The sequence below is a fragment of the Amycolatopsis sp. PS_44_ISF1 genome, from assembly GCF_032335455.1.
Taxonomy (GTDB): domain Bacteria; phylum Actinomycetota; class Actinomycetes; order Mycobacteriales; family Pseudonocardiaceae; genus Amycolatopsis.
The window spans coordinates 2,175,557-2,193,601 of record NZ_JANUXO010000002.1 but is presented as its reverse complement, the minus strand read 5'-3'; the positions used below and the strand labels follow the sequence as shown (position 1 = coordinate 2,193,601).

The window sequence follows — 18,045 nt, the reverse complement described above, 5'->3', positions numbered from 1 at the left end:
TTCAGCCCTTCGCGGTTTCGGAGTCGGCGAGCTGTCCTTTTACGCTTTCGATCAATTCCTGCCAGGACTTGTCGAACTTCTCCACGCCCTCGTTCTCCAGGGTGAGGAACACGTCGGTGATGTCGATGCCCACCCCGCTGAGCCGGTCGAACACGGACTGCGCCTCGGCGCCCCGGCCGGAGACCTGGTCGCCGGTGATCTCGGCGTGGTCGGCGGTGGCGTCCATGGTCTTCTCCGGCATGGTGTTCACCGTGTCGGCGACCACCAGCTGGTCCACGTAGCGGGTGTCGGAGTAGGCCGGGTCCTTGACGCCGGTGGAGGCCCACAGCGGACGCTGCGCGTGCGCGCCCTCGGCGGCCAGCGCCTTCCAGCGGTCGGTGTCCAGCAGCTTCTCGAAGGCCGCGTAGGCGAGCCGGGCGTTGGCGATGGCCGCCTCGCCGAGCAGCGCCTTGGCCTCGTCGGTGCCGATCGCGTTCAGCCGCTTGTCGACCTCACTGTCCACCCGGGACACGAAGAACGAGGCCACCGAGTGGATGCCCTTGAGGTCGTGGCCGTTGGCCTTGGCCTGCTCCAGTCCGGCGAAGAAGGCCTTGATCACGTGCTCGTAGCGCTCCACCGAGAAGATCAGGGTGACGTTGACGCTGATGCCCTCGGCCAGCACCGCGGTGATGGCCGGCAGGCCCTCTTCGGTGGCCGGGATCTTGATCAGCACGTTCGGCCGGTCGACCGTCTTCCACAGGTCCTTGGCCTCGGCCACGGTCTTCGCGGTGTCCTTGGCCAGGCGCGGGTCCACCTCGATGGACACGCGGCCGTCGACCCCGCCGGTGGCGGTGTAGACGTCGCGGAACAGGTCCGCGGCGTTGCGCACGTCGGTGGTGGTGAGCTCGCGCACGGCCCCGTCGAGGTCCGCGCCGCGCTCGGACAGCTCCCTCACCTGAGCGTTGTAGGCATCGCCCTTCGACAGCGCGTTCGCGAAGATCGTCGGGTTGGTGGTGACGCCGACGACGTGCTTGTCGCGGATGAGCCCGGCCAGGTTGCCGGAGTCCAGCCGCTCGCGCGAGAGGTCGTCCAGCCAGATCGAGACCCCGGCCTCGGACAGCTGCGCGAGCCGATCAGTGGTGCTCATGGTGATCCCTTCAGTTCTTGGTGTTGGCGATCGAGCGGCGGGCGGCGTCGGTGACGGCCTCGGCCGTGAAGCCGAACTCGCGGAACAGGGTGGGCGCGTCGGCCGACGCACCGAAGTGCTCGATCGAAACGTTCACCCCGGCGTCACCGGTGAAGCGGTGCCAGGACTGGGCGATGCCCGCCTCGACGGACACGCGCGCCTTCACCGACGGCGGGATGACGGAGTCGCGGTAGGACTGGTCCTGCGCGTCGAACCACTCGACGCACGGCATCGAGACGACCCGGGCCGCGACCCCTTCGGCTTCGAGGGTCTTCTTCGCCTCGACCGCGAGCTGGACCTCGGAGCCGGTGGCGATCAGGACCACGTCCGGGGTGGCGGTGCCCTCGTCTCCGGCGCCGGCCAGCACGTAGCCGCCCTTGGCCACGCCCTCGGCGCTGGTGCCCTCCAGCACCGGCACGTTCTGGCGGGTGAGCGCGAGGCCCGACGGGTGGTGGACGTCCTCCAGGACGGCCTTCCACGCGTACGCGGTCTCGTTCGCGTCCGCCGGGCGGACGACGTTGAGGCCCGGGATGGCGCGCAGCGCGGAGAGCTGCTCGATCGGCTGGTGCGTGGGGCCGTCCTCGCCCAGGCCGATGGAGTCGTGCGTCCACACGTAGGTGACCGGCGCCTTCATCAGCGCGGCCAGCCGCACCGGCGGGCGCATGTAGTCGGAGAAGATCAGGAACGTGGCGCCGTAGGGGCGGGTCCCGCCGTGCAGCGCGATGCCGTTGAGGATCGAGCCCATGGCGTGCTCGCGGATGCCGAAGTGCAGCGTCCGGCCGTACGGGCTGGTCTTCCACATGTCCGTGGAAGCCTTCTCCGGGCCGAACGAGTCGGCGCCCTTCATCGTGGTGTTGTTGCTCTCCGCCAGGTCGGCGGAGCCGCCCCACAGCTCGGGCAGCGGCTCGGCCAGCGCGTTGAGCACCTCGCCGGAGGCCTTGCGGGTGGCGATGCCCTTGGCGTCGGGCTCCCACTTCGGCAGGTTGTCGGCGAAGCCCTCGGGCAGCGTGCGGTCGGCCATGCGGTCGGCCAGCTCCTTGCGCTCCGGGTTGGCCGCGCCCCAGGCCTCGAACTTCTCCTGCCACTCGGCGTGGGCGGCCCGGCCGCGCTCGAGCGCCTGGCGGGTGTGGCCGATCACCTCGTCCTCGACCTGGAAGCTCTTCTCCGGGTCGAAGCCGAGGACCTCCTTGACCGCGGCGACCTCCTCGGCGCCCAGCGCGGCGCCGTGGGCCTTGCCGGTGCCCATCTTCTTCGGGGCCGGGTAGCCGATCACGGTGCGCACCGCGATGAACGACGGGCGGCCGGTCTCGGCCTTCGCGTTCTTGATCGCCTCTTCGAGCGCGACGACGTCCTCACCGCCCTCGACGAACTGGGTGTGCCAGCCGTAGGCCTCGTACCGGGCGACGGTGTCCTCGGACAGGGCGATGTTGGTGTCGTCCTCGATGGAGATCTTGTTGTCGTCCCAGAAGACGATCAGGTTGCCCAGCTCCTGGCGCCCGGCGATGGACGAGGCCTCGGCGGTGACGCCCTCTTCGATGTCGCCGTCCGAGGCGATCGCGTAGACGTGGTGGTCGAAGATGCTCTCGCCGGGGGCGGCGTCCGGGTCCAGCAGGCCGCGCTCGCGGCGGGCGGCCATCGCCATGCCCACGGCGTTCGCCAGGCCCTGCCCGAGCGGGCCGGTGGTGGTCTCGACCCCGTCGGTGTGGCGGTACTCCGGGTGGCCCGGGGTCTTCGAGCCCCACTTGCGCAGCTGCTTGAGGTCCTCGAGCTCGAGGCCGTAGCCGGCGAGGTACAGCTGGATGTAGAGGGTCAGGCTGCTGTGCCCGGCCGAGAGGACGAAGCGGTCGCGACCGGGCCAGTTCTGGTCGGCCGGGTCGTGGCGCAGGGTCCGCTGGAAGAGCGTGTAGGCCAGCGGGGCCAGGCTCATCGCGGTGCCGGGGTGGCCACTGCCGCAGTTCTCGACGGCGTCCGCGGCCAGCACCCGGACGGTGTCGACGGCCCGGGTGTCGGCGTCGGTCCAGCCGGCGGGCAGATTACGCCGGAGCAAAGGGTTGTTCTCGCTGGTAGAAGCGGTTTCGGACACTGAACTCGAACTCCCCGTCGTGAGGTGGTGGCTAGCTTTCCTTCGTGGTGTAGCCGGTGCGCACTGCCGGTAATCTCAATCGATCCCGAAGGGACGATATTCCTGCTGGCCGCCGCGCGCAGGCACACCACACGGCCCTTCGCGGCCAGCCTAGTGCTTGGGGTCCTCCCGGGCAGTCGCAACGGACCGGCGGGTGACCTCCGTCCCGGTACCGGCCCGGCGCTGGTCACCGACCGTGCGAAGTGGACACCGCCGGGCCGTGTCCCGTTCGTCCGCGTCGGTCCGGCGGGGTCGCGCCGGCGGGGGTGCGGGGCCGGGCCGCGAGCCGGGAGAAGCGCGGCGTGACGCAGCAGACAGGCCCCGGCGTGTCCAGGACCCGCGAGCACCGGCCGGATTCCCCGCGGCTAACATCGAGCGCGGGCCTGGTCCGGGAGATCCACCAGCGTCATCCCGGTCTTCCCGGCCGCCGCCCGGCCCCGAACTGCTACCAGGGAGTGAAATGTCGTTGGTGAACGCTGCGCACGGACGCAGTGAAGACACCAGCGCCGTACACCCGGCCGGTGAACCACCGCGCGGTGCCCGGCGAAGCGTCCGCCAGGTGGTCGGCGCCTACGCCGCGCTGGCCAAGCCCCGGGTGATCGAGCTGTTGCTCGTCACCACGATCCCGGCGATGTTCCTGGCCGGTCGCGAGATCCCGTCGCCGTGGCTGGTGCTGGCCACGCTGCTGGGCGGCACCATGGCCGCGGGCAGCGCGAACGCGCTCAACTGCGTGATCGACGCCGACATCGACAAGGTGATGAACCGGACCAAGCGGCGCCCGCTGGTCAAGGACTCGGTGCCGCGGCGCAACGCGCTGGTCTTCGGGCTGGTGCTCGGGGTCGCGTCGGCCGTCGTCCTGTACTGCACGGTGAACCTGCTCTCGGCCGTCCTGGCGATCGCGACCATCCTGTTCTACATCTTCGTCTACACCCTCGGCCTGAAGCGGCGGACCTCGCAGAACGTCGTGTGGGGCGGGGCGGCCGGCTGCATGCCGGTGGTGATCGGCTGGGCCGCGGTCGCCGGCACCGTGCAGTGGCCGGCCTTCGTGATGTTCGGCGTGATCTTCTTCTGGACCCCGCCGCACACCTGGGCGCTGGGCATGAAGTACCGCGAAGACTACGAGCGCGCGGGCGTGCCGATGCTGCCGGTGGTGGCCAGCCCGCAGCACGTGGCCCGCCAGATCGTCATCTACTCCTGGGTGATGGTGGCCTGGACCCTGCTGCTGCTGCCGGTGACCAGCTGGCTGTACGCCGGCTTCGCGGTGCTGGCCGGCTGCTGGTTCCTGTTCTACGCCCACAGCCTCCAGGCCGCGGTCCGCCGCGGCGAGGAGACCAGGCCGATGGCGTTGTTCCACCGCTCCAACACCTACCTGATGATCGTGTTCGTCGCGCTGGCGCTGGATTCGGCCATCGGGCTGCCGACCCTCGGGCTGCCGTTCTAGACTGTCCCCGCGCATCCGCGGTGCCGTCGGGGTCACTCTGGCCTCGGCGGCATTCTTGTGCGCGAACCGGGAATTCCCGGCCGGGCCGGGTGCGTTGGTCCCCGGCGGGCCCCTTCCGCCCCCGACGTTGAAAGCAGGCTGCTCTTGTCCGTGTCCCGGGACGGGGAACCAGACGCCACCCCGGTGGACGGCACGCCGGAGCACGCCGCCGAGCTGGCGCGCGAGCAGGCGTACGTGACCACTTTGTACGCGAAGCTCGACGCCGAGCGGGCCGAGGCCCAGCGGCGGCTCGACGTCACGCTGAAGCAGGCCGGCGGCACCCCGCAGGCCCGCACCGAGCGGGACGTCGCCACCACGCTCTACACCGATCGCCTGGCCCAGCTCGGCTCGGTCGAGCAGGGGCTGTGCTTCGGCCGCCTCGACTTCCGGCCCGGGCACGCCGAGGACACCGCCTACATCGGCCGCCTCGGGCTGTTCGACGAGGACGACGAGTACCGCCCGCTGCTGCTCGACTGGCGGGCCCCGGTCGCGCGGCCGTTCTACCTGGCCACCGCCGCCTCGCCGGACGGCGTGCGCCGGCGCCGCCACCTGCGGTCGCTGACGCGCCGGGTGACCGGCTTCGACGACGAGGTGCTCGACCTCTCCGCCGCCGACCAGGGCCAGGACCTCGGACTGGCCGGCGAGGCCGCGCTGCTGGCCGCGCTGGAGCGGCGCCGCACGGGCGAGATGAGCGACATCGTCGCCACCATCCAGGCCGAGCAGGACCGGATCATCCGGGCGCCGCTGGGCGGGGTGCTGGTGGTGCAGGGCGGGCCCGGCACCGGCAAGACCGCGGTGGCGCTGCACCGGGCCGCGTACCTGCTCTACACCCACCGCCAGCAGCTCACCACCCGCGGCGTGCTGGTGGTCGGGCCGAACAGCACGTTCCTGCGCTACATCGGCCAGGTGCTGCCCTCGCTGGGCGAGACCGGTGTACTGCTGGCCACCGTCGGGCAGCTGTACCCGGGCCTGGACGCCGACGGCACCGAGTCCCGCGAGGCCGCCGAGGTCAAGGGCCGGCCGGTGCTGGCCGAGGTGCTGGCCAACGCCGTGCGCGACCGCCAGCGCGTGCCCGAGCCGGTGCTGGAGATCGAGTACGAGCACGACGTGCTGAAGCTGGACCGCAAGACCTGCGCCGAGGCCCGCACCCGCGCCCGCCGCTCACGCCGCCCGCACAACCTCGCGCGGCGCCTGTTCGTCTCCGACGTGCTCGACGCGCTGACCCGCCAGGCCGTCCGCAAGCTGGGGGAGGACCTGCTCGACGCGCAGGACGTCCAGGACGTCCGCGCCGAGCTGGCCGCGGACCGGTCCGTGGCCGCCGCGGTGAACTCGCTGTGGCCGAAACTGACCCCGGAAGGTGTGCTCGACGACCTGTTCGCCGAACGCGAACGCCTCCGCTCGGCCGCCGGCGAGCTGCTGTCCGAGGCCGACCGCGCGCACCTGGAAAGCGGCCGCGAGGCGCACTGGACCCCGGCCGACGTGCCCCTGCTGGACGAGCTGGCCGAGCTGCTGGGCGAGGACGACAGCGAGGAGCGCGCCGAGCGCCGCCGCCGGGACCGCGTGGAGCGCGCGTACGCCGAGGGCGTGCTGGACATCCTGGAGCAGGACGACGAGATCGTCGACGAGGAGCTGCTGCGGGTGTCCGACGTGCTGGACGCGGAGCTGTTCGCCGAGCGGCAGCAGGCGCGCAGCGAGCTGACCGCCGCCCAGCGCGCCGCGCAGGACCGGACCTGGACCTTCGGGCACGTGATCGTGGACGAGGCGCAGGAGCTCTCGGCGATGGACTGGCGGCTGCTCATGCGCCGCTCGCCGAACCGGTCGATGACCCTGGTCGGCGACGTCGCCCAGACCGGGGCCGCGGGCGGCGCGCGGACCTGGGACGAGGTGCTCTCGCCCTACGTCGCCGACCGCTGGAAGCTGGAGCAGCTGACGGTCAACTACCGCACCCCGGCCGAGATCATGGCGGTGGCGGCGCGGGTGCTGGCCGAGCTGGACGCGGACCTGGAGGCGCCGGCCTCGGTGCGCGAGACCGGGTTCCGGCCCTGGTGCGCGCCGTGTGCGGACCTGGCCGCCGGACTGCCGGGCTTCGTCGCGGCCGAGCTGTCCGCTGTGGACGGTGGGACGGTGGCGGTGCTGGTGCCGGCGTCGCGCCTGGCCGCCGTGACCGGGCTGCTGGACCCCGGCGACGAGCGGGTCAGCGTGCTCACCGTGGAGCGCGCGAAGGGCCTGGAGTTCGACTCCGTGCTGCTGGTCGCCCCGGACGAGATCGCCGGCGCTTCGCCTCGCGGCCTGAACGACCTGTACGTGGCCCTGACGCGCGCGACCCGGCGACTCGGCGTGGTCCGGACCGGTGACGCCGTTCCGGCCCTCGGCGACCTTGACTAGGGTGTGCGGTCATGCAGAAGATCGGGAAGATCGCCGCCGTGGCCGCAGCCACCGCGGCCGCGGCCCTCAGCCTCACCGCGTGCGGCGGGGACAGTGACACCGCGGCCGGGCCGGGCAGCCCCGCGCCGCAGAACTCCGCCGCGCCCGCCAGCGCGCCGAGTGCGGGCCGCGAGTGCACCGCGGACGACATCAAGACCACCGGGAGCTTCGGCCAGGCGCCGACCATCACCATCCCGGACACCTGCGCCCCGCCGAAGAAGCTGATCACCAAGGACCTGTCCGAGGGCACCGGCGGCGGGGCCAAGGCGGGCCAGAAGGTCACCATGAACTACACCCTGGTGACCTGGTCGGACAAGCAGAAGCTGGACAGCTCGTTCGACCGCGGCCAGACCTTCCCGCTGACCCTCGGCGCCGGCGAGGTCATCCCCGGCTGGGACCAGGGCCTGGTCGGGATCAAGCAGGGCGGGCGCCGCCTGCTGGTCATCCCGCCCGACCTCGGTTACGGGCAGGGCGGCAACGGCATCAAGCCCAACGAGACCCTGGTCTTCGTCACCGACGCCGTGACCGTGCCCACCGACAAGGGCTGACCGCCGGACGGGCCGGCCCGGCGGGGGCGGCCCGCCCGCGTCACGGGAGCAGGATCAGCTTCCCGGTCGTCCTCCGCCCCTGCAGGTCCTCGTGCGCCCGGCGGGCGTCGGCCAGCGGGTACCGGCCGCCGATCCGGATGTCCAGGGAGCCGTCGGCGACCGACTGGAACAGCTCGCCCGCGCGCCAGTCCAGCTCCTCGCGGGTGCGCACGTAGTGGCCCGAGCTCGGGCGGGTCAGGAAGAGCGAGCCGCCCGAGTTCAGGCGTTGCGGGTCGATCGGGGGGACCGGGCCGCTGGCCGCGCCGAACAGGGCGAGGGTGCCGCGGACCTTCAGGCTGGCCAGGCTGCCGTCGACGGTGTCCCGGCCGACGCCGTCGTAGACCACGGCGACGCCTTCGCCGCCGGTCAGCTCACGCGTGGCCTCGGCGAAGTCCTCCCGGTCGTAGCGGATCACGTGGTCCGCGCCGGCGCCGCGGGCGAGTCCGGCCTTCTCCTCGGTGGACACGGTGCCGATCACCCGGGCGCCCCGGGCCTTCGCCAGTTGCACCAGCAGCAGGCCGACGCCGCCCGCGGCCGCGTGGACCAGCACGTCGTCGCCCGCCTTCACCTCGTAGGTCGAGCGCACCAGGTAGTGGGCCGTGATGCCCTGCAGCATCAGCGCCGCCGCGACCTCGTCGGAAACGGCCTCGGGCACCTTCACCGCGACCGCCACCGGCACCCGCTTGCGGGCGGCGTAGCTGCCGAGCGAGCCTTGCCAGGCGACGCGGTCTCCGGGGGCGAAGCCGGTGACGCCCTCGCCGACCTCGGCCACCGTGCCCGAGCCTTCGAGGCCGAGCACGAACGGGAGGTCGAGCGGGTAGATGCCCTCGCGCTGGTAGGTGTCGATGTAGTTGACCCCGGCCGCGGCGACCTCCACCAGCAGCTCGCCGGCCTCCAGGGCGCCGGTCTCGACGTCGGCGACCTGCAGTACCTCGGGTCCGCCGGTCCGGCTGACCTGCACAGCGGTGGACATGGTGCCTCCTGGGCTCGGTGAGTGGTCTCGGTGATCTTCCCCCCGGTCCAACTATGGCCGAGGCCACGGTTGTCCCGCGTCCCCGGGGGTGAGCGGTTAAGCTCGCCGACGTGGCTGAGGAGACCGAAGAAACGCCTTCCGCACCGACGTCCCGCCAGGTGGCCGCCGCCCGTGACTTCGTGGCCCGGCACGGCAAGCCCTCGCGCGCCGTGGTGGAGAACATCGGCCGGGCCGGCGCCCGCGTGGTGCTGGTGGGCGCCGACGGTGCCCTGGGCGACGTGCTGGTCGCCGACTCCGGCGCGGGTGCCGCGCTGGTCGAGGCGGTCGCCGACCTGGAAGCGGCGGAATGGGACAGCGCGACGGTGAAGCTGGTCAAGATCGGGCCCGCGCACCGGCGCCGGATGGCCGGCCCGAGGGCCGGCCGGTGAGCCGGACCGCGATCTTCGCTTCCTGTTCCCGGCTGCCCGAGGGGGACGGCGACGAGCGGTCGGTCCTGGCCGCCCTCGACGATCTGGGCTTCACCGTGCGCTGGGCGCCGTGGGACGACCGGGAAGCCGGCTTCGCCGAGGCCGAGCTGGTCGTGCTGCGCGCGACCTGGGACTACACCGAGCGGCGCGCGGAGTTCCTCGACTGGTGCGAATCCGTGCCGGCCCTGTGCAACCCCGCCGTGGTGGCGCGCTGGAACACCGACAAGTCCTACCTGGTCGAGCTGCTGCAGGCGGGTCTGCCCGTGGTGCCGACCACGCTGGTCGAGCCGGGGGCGCAGGTGGACTGGCCGCGCACCCCGTTCGTGGTGAAGCCTTCGGTGGCCGCGGGCTCCCGCGGCGCCGCCCGCTTCGACGCGGGCCCCGGCGGCAGCGAGGACGCCGAGGCGCACCTGCGTGGCCTGCACGCCGACGGCCGGACCGCCCTCGTGCAGCCGTACCAGTCCAGTGTGGACACCCAGGGCGAGATCGCGCTGGCCTACTTCGGCGGGATCTACTCGCACGCCTTCACCAAGGCGGCGATGCTCAAGTCCGATGTGGACCCGAGCGGGCTGTACCTGGTGGAACGCCTGGGCGCGGCCGTGCCGGCCCCGGAGGTCCGCGCGCTGGCCGAGGACGCGCTCGACACCGCCTGCTCCCTGCTGGGCATCCTGCGCGCGGAACTGCTCTACGCCCGGGTCGACGTGGTCCGCGGCGAGGACGGCCGCCCGCTGCTGATGGAGCTGGAGCTGACCGAGCCGTCGCTGGGCTTCCGGCACGCCGACGCGGGCGCGCCGCTGCGGTTCGCTTCGGCGGTGCGCCAGCAGCTGGCCTGAGGTTTCAGGCCGGGCGGACCCGCTTCGCCGCCAGCCGCTCGGCCCGGGGCCACCGGACGTCGGTGGCCCAGCCGAGCCGTTCGAACAGCCAGATCACCCGGGCGGAGACGTCGACCTGGCCGCGCAGCACGCCGTGGCGGGCGCAGGTCGGGTCGGCGTGGTGGGAGTTGTGCCAGGACTCGCCCATGGACAGCAGCGCGAGCGGCCAGAAGTTGGCCGCCCGGTCGCGGCCGGCGAACGGGCGCCGGCCGATCAGGTGGCAGACCGAGTTCACCGACCAGGTCACGTGGTGCAGGAAGGCGATGCGCACCAGACCGGCCCAGAAGAAGCCGGTCACCCCGCCCCACCACGACCAGCTGAAGAGCCCGCCGAGCGCGGCGGGCAGCAGCAGGCTGAGCGTGATCCACAGCCAGAAGAAGCGGTTCACCACCCGCAGGTCCCGATCGCCGAGCAGATCGGGCGCGAACCGCTCGGCGTTGGTCACCTCGCGCCGGAACATCCAGCCCATGTGCGCGTGCCAGAACCCGCGCAGCAGCGCCGAGGGCGAGGTGCCGAACAGCCACGGCGAGTGCGGATCGCCCTCGCGGTCGGCGAACGCGTGGTGCCGGCGGTGGCTGGCCACCCAGAAGATCACCGAGCCCTGCACGGCCATGCCGCCCGCCACGGCCAGCGCGATCCGCAGCGCCCGCGGCGCCTTGAACGCGCCGTGCGTGAAGTACCGGTGGTAGCCGACGGTCACACCGAGCGTGCCGAAGGTGTAGAAGACCACCGCCAGCACCACGTCGGCCCAGGTCAGCCCCCAGCCCCACAGCAGCGGCACGGCGGCGACCAGCGCGGCGAACGGCACCAGCAGGAAGGTCTTCAGCACGATCATCTCGGCGGGACCCCGCCGTCCGGAGATCAGGGGCTTCACGGGGGACGGGGCGGACGTCATGGCGCGGCACCTCGCGGGTCGGCTGGCGGTAGGGCCGGAGCCTAGGCGAGCCGGCTGTCCGCCGGGCCAAAGGCGCGTTACGCCCGCATGGCCTTCGTGACGCGGATTCAGCCCGCCGCGGCCAGCTCGCGCTCGGCCGGCGGAGCGGGTTGTAGCGAAAGCGCCGGGCCGCGGTCACGGGTGCCGGTCCACAGCGTCGCCGTGACGACGATGACCAGGGCCGAGCCGAGCACGTGGAAGGAGACCATGGCCTCGGGCACGCCGAGGGCGTACTGCGCGACGCCCAGCACGCCCTGGGCCAGCGCGACCGCCCACACCCAGGCGTATCGCTGCCACACGTTCTTCGGCGCGCCCACCCGCATGAGCTGGAGGCCGAACACGGCCAGCACCACCAGGTAGGCGACCAGCAGGCCGCTGTGGGCCCGGGCCAGCGACTCGATCGGCGCGTCGAGCCGGTGGGTGTTCGCGTCGCCGCCGTGCGGTCCCGCTCCGGTGACCGTGGTGCCGGCCACCAGCACGGCCCACATCAGCACGGTCAGCACCACCAGGATCTTGCGCCCGGAGGGGGGCACGAGCGGCCGCGCCGGTTCGTCGCCCTCGGTGAACGCCTTGAGCAGCAGCACCGCGAGCCAGACCAGGGGGGTGGAGGCGAGGAAGTGGATCGCGACCGTCCACCACTCCAGCTTGGCCAGCACCGTGATCCCGCCGAGGACCGCCTGCAGCACCACGCCGCCGGGCATGGTCCAGGCCAGCCGCACCAGCCGGCGGCGCTGCGGGTGGTCGAGCCGGATCCGCCACGCGGTGATCACCGCGAGTGCCGCGACCACGATCACCGCACCGGTGAGCATCCGGTTGGAGAACTCGATCCACTGGTTCACCGCGTGGATCCCGGGGTGGTCCACCGGGACCAGGCTGCCGGGCACGCACTGCGGCCAGGTCGGGCAGCCCAGCCCCGAGCCCGTCACCCGCACCACGGAGCCGGTGACCCCGATCCCGCCCATCGCCACCACGGACGCGATGCCGACGGCCCGCTGGACCGCGGCGGAGGGGTAGGGCAGGCGGGCGATCAGACTGGGGAACAGCACGGGGGAATCGTACTCGCGCGTTTCCCCGCGCTTTCGCCCTGGACGGGCGAAGACGCCGGCCGCCCCCGCGTCCGGCCGGTCAGGTCAGCTTGGTGGTGCGGGTCGCCAGCCCCCCGGCCGCGACGGCCCACACCAGGAGCACAACCGGTGGTCCCACGGCGAAGTGGCCGTCCACCAGCGCCGCGCGCAGGCCCTCGGCGAGGGCGCCCGAGGGCAGCAGCGAGACGACCACGCCCACGCCCGGGGGCAGGGCCGAGGGGGCGAGCAGGATGCCGCCCGCGAGCAGCAGCACGAACCAGACGATGTTGGCCAGCGCCAGCACGGCCTCCGCGCGCAGGGCGCCGCCGAGCAGTACGCCGAGGGCGCCGAAGGCCAGGGTGCCGGCCAGCAGCAGCACGACCGCCGAGACCAGGCCCGCCGGCGAAGGCGACCAGCCCAGCAGCGCGGCAACCGCGCCGATCACCACGGCCTGCAGCACGACCACCACCAGCGCGGCCACGACCCGGCCGGCCACCAGCAGCCACCGGGGCAGCGCGGTGGCCGAAAGCCGTTTGAGCACGCCGTACCGCCGGTCGAAGCCGAGCGCGATGGCCTGGCCGGTGAAGGCCGAGGACATCACCGCCAGGGCCAGGATCCGCGGGGTGATCCAGTCCACTTTGGACGCCGAGCCGAGCTGGCTCGCGGGCAGCACGTCCAGCAGGCTCAGCCCGATCAGCAGGGCCAGCGGGATGATCAGGGTCAGCAGGAGCTGTTCGCCGTGGCGCAGCGTCAGCCCGGCCTCGACCCGCGCGTGCGTGCGCAGCATCCGGCCGAGCGAGCCGCGGCCGGGGGCCGGGGTGAAGGTCCCCGCGGGGAACGGAGTGCTCATGCGCCGGCCTCCCACAGGCACGCCGGGCACGCCGGGCACAGCAGGCACAGCAGGCACAGTGCCGCCGCGGTGCCGATGGATCCGCTGGTCGGCCCGGTCATGCCCGCAGCTCCCGTCCGGTCAGTTCGAGGAAGACCTCTTCCAGCGTCCGCCGCCCGACCTGCAACTGCTCGGGCAGCACCCCCTGTTGCGCACACCACGCCGTGACGGTGGACACCACCTGCGGGTCGACCGCGCCCTCGACCAGGTAGGCCCCCGGCGCGGTCTCGTTCACCCGGTAGCCCTCGGGCAGGGCGGCGGCCAGCAGCGCGGTGTCCAGCCTGGTGCGGGCGCGGAACCGCAACTGCGCGGCTTCGCCCGATTCCAGCGTCAGCGCGTGCGGCGTGCCTTCGACCACGACCTTGCCGTGGTCCACGATCACCACCTGGTCGGCCAGCGCCTCGGCCTCTTCCATCAGGTGGGTGGTGAGCAGCACGCTCACCCCGTCGGCGCGCAGCGCGGCCAGCAGTTCCCAGACCAGCCGGCGCGCCTGCGGGTCCATGCCCGCCGTCGGCTCGTCGAGGAAGACCAGCTCGGGCCGGCCGATCAGCGCGCAGGCCAGGGAGAGCCGCTGCTGCTGCCCGCCGGAGAGGCGCTTGAACGGGGTCCGCCGCACCGAGGCCAGTCCGAGCACGTCGAGCAGCCACGCCGGGTCCAGCGGGTGCGCCGCGCACGAGGCGACGAGCGAGAGCATCTCGTCCGCGCGGACGCCGGGGTAGGCGCCGCCGCCCTGGGGCATGATGCCGACCCGCGGGCGCAGGGCCGCGCGGTCCTTGCCCGGATCGAGACCGAGAACACGCACCCTTCCCGCGTCCGGCCGGCGGAAACCTTCGCAGAGCTCGACCGTGGTGGTCTTGCCGGCGCCGTTCGGGCCGAGCAGGGCCAGCAGGCAGCCGCGCTCCATCCGCAGGTCGAGACCGTCGACGGCGGTGGTTGAGCCGTAGCTTTTCACCAAGCCGGTGAGCTCGACGGCGGGGTTGTTCACAACGCCTCACGATACGACGTCGGCCACGGCCTTCGGTTCCGGGGACGTCCTGGACAGCAGGAGCGGCGAGACCCGGTACACCACGGCGAGTCCGCCGAGGGTCACCAGCGCCGCCGCGCCGTAGGCCCACGGCAGGATGTAGGCGTGCCCGTCGAACGCGCTCCCGGTGGGGGGCAGCAGGAACGGCAGCCCGGCGCTGATCACCGTCGCGGCGGTGCGGAACCGTGAGGTGCCGGCCGCCGCGGCCAGCGGGATCACCGCCCACAGCACGTACCAGGGCTGGAGGCTGATCTGCAGCATCATCGCCGCGCCCAGGCCCACGCCGAGGCCGATGATCGGCCGGTAGCGCCACTTGAAGCTGGCCCAGAGGAACTTGACGGTGACCGCCGCGGTGACCAGGTAGCCGAGCACGCCGACGATCGGCACCAGCGCGTTGGTGTGGTTGCCCAGGCCGAGCGCGATGCCGAGCACCCCGGCCAGGTTCGCCAGCTCGGCGGTGGGGGAGATCCAGGAGCGCACCAGCCCCGGCGTGGCCAGGGTGGTGCCGACCCAGCCGAAGCCCAGTCCCGTGCCGTAGCAGACCGCGACCAGCACCACGCCGAACAGCAGCGCCATCGGCGCGCCCGCCCACACCAGGTCCTTCAGCCGCCCGTGCCAGCGGCGCGCCACCATTACCGCGAAGAACGGCAGGGCCAGCAGCGCCGGCACCTTGATCGAGGCGCCGAGGGTGATGATCGTGACGCCGAGCGCGATGAACAGCAGCTCCCCGCGGGCCAGCGGCGGCGGGCTGTCGCCCTTGACCCGCACCGGCAGCCGGCGGATGCCGACCTCCAGCCCGGCCACCATCAGCCCGATGGCCAGCGAATCGTTGTGGGCGCCGGCGACGAAGTGGAAGATCAGCAGCGGGTTCGCCGCGCCGAGCCACAGCGCGGTGACCGGCTGCACGCCGAACCGCCGGGCCAGCCGCGGCACCGCCCACACGATCAGCACCACGCCCACCAGCGCCAGCGCGCGCTGCAGCAGCACGCCGACCACGATGTCGTTGCCGCCGACCGGCGCGAGCCAGCCGCCCAGGCGCAGCAGCAGCGGGCCGTACGGCGCCGGGGTGTCGCGCCACATGTTCGACACCCCCGCGGTGAGCGGGTCGGCGATGCCGAGCGCCGGCGCCGGGCCCAGCTGGTACGGGTCCATGCCGCGGTGCACGATCTCGCTCTGCGCCAGGTAGCTGTAGACGTCGCGGGAGAACAGCGGCGGGATGGCCAGCAGCGGCGCCACCCACATGGCGATGGTGCGGGCGAGCTGGCCCTGGGTGGCCAGCCGCGCGCTGGCCGGGCGGGCGAAGCGGCCGAGCATCAGCCAGCTGAGCACCAGGATGCCCATGCCGGAGAAGGCGATGGCCAGCGAGACCGAGGGGATCCGGGTGAACAGCCGCAGCACCGGGAGGTTCTGCACCGGGTTGATCACCGGGGCGGCGCCGGCGCCGAGCGAGCCCAGCGCGAGGAACAGCGAGCCGACCGTGCCGAACCGGCGGACCACGTCCAGCCCGCGGTGTTCGGCCTGGTCCAGGGGCTGCGACTCGTGCGGGCGGACGGGTGAGGGAGGCGCCACGGCCGTCGCCGTGCCGCCCGCTACGCCCGCTTCCGGGTCCCGTTGCACGGGTTGTTCGCCGACTGCCACGCCAGGAAGGGTATCGAGTCGCCCGCACCGGTGATGCGGGTCACTGACGCAGACCCCGCCTTTGCCCCGGGCGGGGAAATAAGACACACTTGTGTTGTGAAAAAGAACGGGACCCCGGACCAGGCGGGCGGCGTTGCGCCGCGGGCCGGGTCCGTCGGCGTTCCCGTGCCGGTCAACGCCGTGAACGCGGCCGAGGGCCGGACCCGGCACGAAGTGGCGCGGCTGCTGCTGGAGCAGGGCCCGATGACCGCGGCCGTCGTCGCGGAGCAGCTCGGGATCAGCCTCACGGCGATCCGCCGGCACCTGGACGCGCTGGTGGCCGACGGCGAGGCGGAGACCCGCGAAGCCTCCCGCCGCGAACCGCGCGGGCGCGGCCGGCCGGCCAGGTTCTTCCTGCTCACCGAATCGGGCCGGGCCCGGTTCGGGCACGCCTACGACGACCTCGCCGTCTCGGCCATCCGCTTCCTCGCCGAGCACGCGGGGCCCGACGCCGTGCGCGCCTTCGCCGAGCGCCGGGTCGAGGCCCTGGTCGGTCCGCACCGGCCGGCCATCACCGGCCCGGGCGACCCGGTGATCCGGGCCGAGGCCCTGGCGACCGCCCTGACCAGGGAGGGCTACGCTGCGTCGACCCGCCGGGTCGGGACCCCGGGCGGTCTCGGCCACCACGTCGGAGTCCAGCTCTGCCAGCACCACTGCCCGGTCGCGCACGTGGCCGCGGAGTTCCCGCAGCTGTGCGAGGCCGAGACCGAGGCGTTCGCCCGGCTGCTCGGCACCCACGTGCAGCGGCTGGCGACGATCGCACGCGGCGACAACGCGTGCACCACACACGTACCCGTCACCGCGACGGGTATCCCGGCCCATCCCGAGCCGGACAGCACCAGGCCCCCGGACGCGGCGGCGGAAACGCCGGTGTCCGACGGGCGCACAGCACGGATCCCGAATGGAGGGAAACCCGCATGACTGCCGCTGCCGAGCAGCGCACTCCCACCACCGCGCCCCTGAGCCAGGAAGAGACCATCGAGTCCCTTGGCAAGTACGCGTTCGGCTGGGCCGACTCCGACGAAGCGGGCGCCAGCGCCCGCCGCGGGCTGAACGAGGACGTCGTCAGCGACATCTCCGCGAAGAAGTCCGAGCCGGAGTGGATGCGCGACGCCCGCTTGAAGGCGCTCAAGCTCTTCGAGCTGAAGCCGATGCCCAACTGGGGCGCCGACCTCTCCGGGATCGACTTCGAGAACATCAAGTACTTCGTGCGGTCCAGCGAGAAGCAGGCGACCAGCTGGGAAGACCTGCCCGAGGACATCAAGAACACCTACGACAAGCTCGGCATCCCCGAGGCGGAGAAGCAGCGCCTCGTGGCCGGCGTCGCCGCGCAGTACGAGTCCGAGGTGGTCTACCACTCCATCCGCGAGGACCTGGAGGCCCAGGGCGTCCTGTTCCTGGACACCGACACCGCGCTCAAGACGCACCCGGAGCTGTTCGAGGAGTACTTCGGCTCGGTGATCCCGGCCGGGGACAACAAGTTCTCCGCGCTGAACACGGCGGTGTGGTCCGGCGGCTCGTTCATCTACGTGCCCAAGGGCGTCAAGGTGGACATCCCGCTGCAGGCCTACTTCCGGATCAACACCGAGAACATGGGCCAGTTCGAGCGCACGCTGATCATCGTCGACGAAGACGCCTACGTGCACTACGTCGAGGGCTGCACCGCGCCGATCTACCAGTCCGACTCGCTGCACTCCGCGGTCGTCGAGATCATCGTGAAGAAGGGCGGCCGCTGCCGCTACACGACGATCCAGAACTGGTCGAACAACGTCTACAACCTGGTCACGAAGCGCGCCAAGTGCGAAGAGGGCGCGACCATGGAGTGGATCGACGGCAACATCGGCTCCAAGGTGACCATGAAGTACCCGTCGGTCTTCCTGATGGGCGAGCACGCCAAGGGCGAGGTGCTTTCGGTCGCGTTCGCGGGCGAGGGCCAGCACCAGGACGCGGGCGCCAAGATGGAGCACCTCGCGCCGCACACCTCCTCGACCATCGTGTCGAAGTCGGTGGCGCGCGGCGGCGGCCGGACCTCCTACCGGGGCCTGGTGCGGGTGGCCAAGCGGGCGCACCACTCGCGCTCCAGCGTGGTCTGCGACGCCCTGCTGGTGGACACCATCTCGCGCTCGGACACCTACCCGTACGTGGACATCCGCAACGACGAGGTGTCCATGGGCCACGAGGCCACGGTGTCCAAGGTCAGCGAAGAGCAGCTGTTCTACCTGATGTCGCGCGGACTCGACGAGGCCGAGGCGATGGCGATGATCGTGCGCGGGTTCGTCGAGCCGATCGCGCGCGAGCTGCCGATGGAGTACGCGCTCGAGCTGAACCGCCTGATCGAGCTCCAGATGGAAGGGTCCGTCGGCTAGT

General features: G+C 72.5%; 15 protein-coding genes. 7 read left to right on the top strand and 8 right to left on the bottom strand.

Annotated elements, in window-relative coordinates; all coding sequences use genetic code 11:
• Position 1: 1 nt before the first annotated feature.
• On the bottom strand, positions 2-1,126 hold the full coding sequence (gene tal / locus NYF13_RS23945) for a transaldolase (RefSeq protein WP_315659814.1): 1,125 nt from the start codon (positions 1,124-1,126) through the stop codon (positions 2-4).
• A gap of 10 nt (positions 1,127-1,136) precedes the next feature.
• Positions 1,137-3,248 carry a transketolase gene (tkt, locus tag NYF13_RS23940; RefSeq protein ID WP_315659812.1) on the bottom strand — a complete coding sequence of 704 codons (2,112 nt, stop codon included), beginning with the start codon at positions 3,246-3,248 and terminating at the stop codon, positions 1,137-1,139.
• 499 nt (positions 3,249-3,747) lie between these two features.
• Between tkt and NYF13_RS23935 the strand changes: the two genes are divergently transcribed.
• The 3 genes from NYF13_RS23935 to NYF13_RS23925 all read left to right on the top strand — a co-directional run bounded on the left by NYF13_RS23935 (position 3,748) and on the right by NYF13_RS23925 (position 7,739).
• Positions 3,748-4,728, top strand: coding sequence for a heme o synthase (locus NYF13_RS23935; protein WP_315659810.1), 981 nt, complete (start codon positions 3,748-3,750; stop codon positions 4,726-4,728).
• A 138-nt stretch (positions 4,729-4,866) separates the two neighbouring features.
• A complete protein-coding gene (locus tag NYF13_RS23930) occupies positions 4,867-7,152 on the top strand; it encodes a HelD family protein (RefSeq protein WP_396287705.1) in 2,286 nt (761 codons plus the stop codon).
• Between the two features lie 11 nt (positions 7,153-7,163).
• Positions 7,164-7,739 carry an FKBP-type peptidyl-prolyl cis-trans isomerase gene (locus tag NYF13_RS23925; protein ID WP_315659809.1) on the top strand — a complete coding sequence of 192 codons (576 nt, stop codon included), beginning with the start codon at positions 7,164-7,166 and terminating at the stop codon, positions 7,737-7,739.
• Positions 7,740-7,779: 40 nt separating this feature from the next.
• Here the strand turns inward: NYF13_RS23925 and NYF13_RS23920 are convergent, their stop codons facing one another.
• A complete protein-coding gene (locus NYF13_RS23920) occupies positions 7,780-8,751 on the bottom strand; it encodes a quinone oxidoreductase (RefSeq protein ID WP_315659808.1) in 972 nt (323 codons plus the stop codon).
• A gap of 110 nt (positions 8,752-8,861) precedes the next feature.
• On the opposite strand from NYF13_RS23920, the gene NYF13_RS23915 reads away from it, so the two are divergent.
• Both NYF13_RS23915 and NYF13_RS23910 read left to right on the top strand, forming a co-directional pair.
• Positions 8,862-9,179, top strand: coding sequence for a hypothetical protein (locus NYF13_RS23915; RefSeq protein WP_315659807.1), 318 nt, complete (start codon positions 8,862-8,864; stop codon positions 9,177-9,179).
• Positions 9,176-10,051, top strand: a complete 876-nt coding sequence (locus NYF13_RS23910) for a hypothetical protein (RefSeq protein WP_315659805.1) — start codon at positions 9,176-9,178, stop codon at positions 10,049-10,051. The genes NYF13_RS23915 and NYF13_RS23910 overlap by 4 nt, the downstream gene beginning before the upstream one ends.
• Positions 10,052-10,055: 4 nt before the next feature.
• On the opposite strand, the gene NYF13_RS23905 is transcribed toward NYF13_RS23910, so the two are convergent.
• The 5 genes from NYF13_RS23905 to mptB form a co-directional block, all read right to left on the bottom strand.
• The gene (locus NYF13_RS23905) at positions 10,056-10,985 is read right to left on the bottom strand and encodes an acyl-CoA desaturase (protein WP_315659804.1); all 930 of its coding nucleotides are present in this window, start codon (positions 10,983-10,985) and stop codon (positions 10,056-10,058) included.
• Between the two features lie 107 nt (positions 10,986-11,092).
• Positions 11,093-12,070 carry a COX15/CtaA family protein gene (locus NYF13_RS23900; RefSeq protein ID WP_315659802.1) on the bottom strand — a complete coding sequence of 326 codons (978 nt, stop codon included), beginning with the start codon at positions 12,068-12,070 and terminating at the stop codon, positions 11,093-11,095.
• Positions 12,071-12,149: 79 nt separating this feature from the next.
• The gene (locus NYF13_RS23895; RefSeq protein WP_315659800.1) at positions 12,150-12,938 is read right to left on the bottom strand and encodes an ABC transporter permease; all 789 of its coding nucleotides are present in this window, start codon (positions 12,936-12,938) and stop codon (positions 12,150-12,152) included.
• A 97-nt stretch (positions 12,939-13,035) separates the two neighbouring features.
• Complete coding sequence (locus NYF13_RS23890) at positions 13,036-13,962, bottom strand: ABC transporter ATP-binding protein (protein WP_315659799.1); 927 nt, start codon at positions 13,960-13,962, stop codon at positions 13,036-13,038.
• A 6-nt stretch (positions 13,963-13,968) separates the two neighbouring features.
• On the bottom strand, positions 13,969-15,570 hold the full coding sequence (gene mptB, locus NYF13_RS23885) for a polyprenol phosphomannose-dependent alpha 1,6 mannosyltransferase MptB (protein WP_315660403.1): 1,602 nt from the start codon (positions 15,568-15,570) through the stop codon (positions 13,969-13,971).
• 165 nt (positions 15,571-15,735) lie between these two features.
• Between mptB and NYF13_RS23880 the strand changes: the two genes are divergently transcribed.
• Complete coding sequence (locus NYF13_RS23880) at positions 15,736-16,599, top strand: metalloregulator ArsR/SmtB family transcription factor (RefSeq protein WP_315659797.1); 864 nt, start codon at positions 15,736-15,738, stop codon at positions 16,597-16,599.
• Entirely contained in the window at positions 16,596-18,044 is a 1,449-nt protein-coding gene (sufB, locus tag NYF13_RS23875) for a Fe-S cluster assembly protein SufB (protein WP_315659795.1), read from the top strand. Before NYF13_RS23880 ends, sufB begins: the two co-directional genes overlap by 4 nt.
• The last annotated feature ends 1 nt before the right edge of the window (position 18,045 follow it).

Coding starts and splice junctions, on each gene's coding strand:
- tal (WP_315659814.1), bottom strand. CDS start 1,126: ATGAGCACCACTGATCGGCTCGCGCAGCTGTCCGAGGCCGGGGTCTCG.
- NYF13_RS23935 (WP_315659810.1), top strand. CDS start 3,748: ATGTCGTTGGTGAACGCTGCGCACGGACGCAGTGAAGACACCAGCGCC.
- NYF13_RS23925 (WP_315659809.1), top strand. CDS start 7,164: ATGCAGAAGATCGGGAAGATCGCCGCCGTGGCCGCAGCCACCGCGGCC.
- NYF13_RS23920 (WP_315659808.1), bottom strand. CDS start 8,751: ATGTCCACCGCTGTGCAGGTCAGCCGGACCGGCGGACCCGAGGTACTG.
- NYF13_RS23905 (WP_315659804.1), bottom strand. CDS start 10,985: ATGACGTCCGCCCCGTCCCCCGTGAAGCCCCTGATCTCCGGACGGCGG.
- NYF13_RS23895 (WP_315659800.1), bottom strand. CDS start 12,938: ATGAGCACTCCGTTCCCCGCGGGGACCTTCACCCCGGCCCCCGGCCGC.
- sufB (WP_315659795.1), top strand. CDS start 16,596: ATGACTGCCGCTGCCGAGCAGCGCACTCCCACCACCGCGCCCCTGAGC.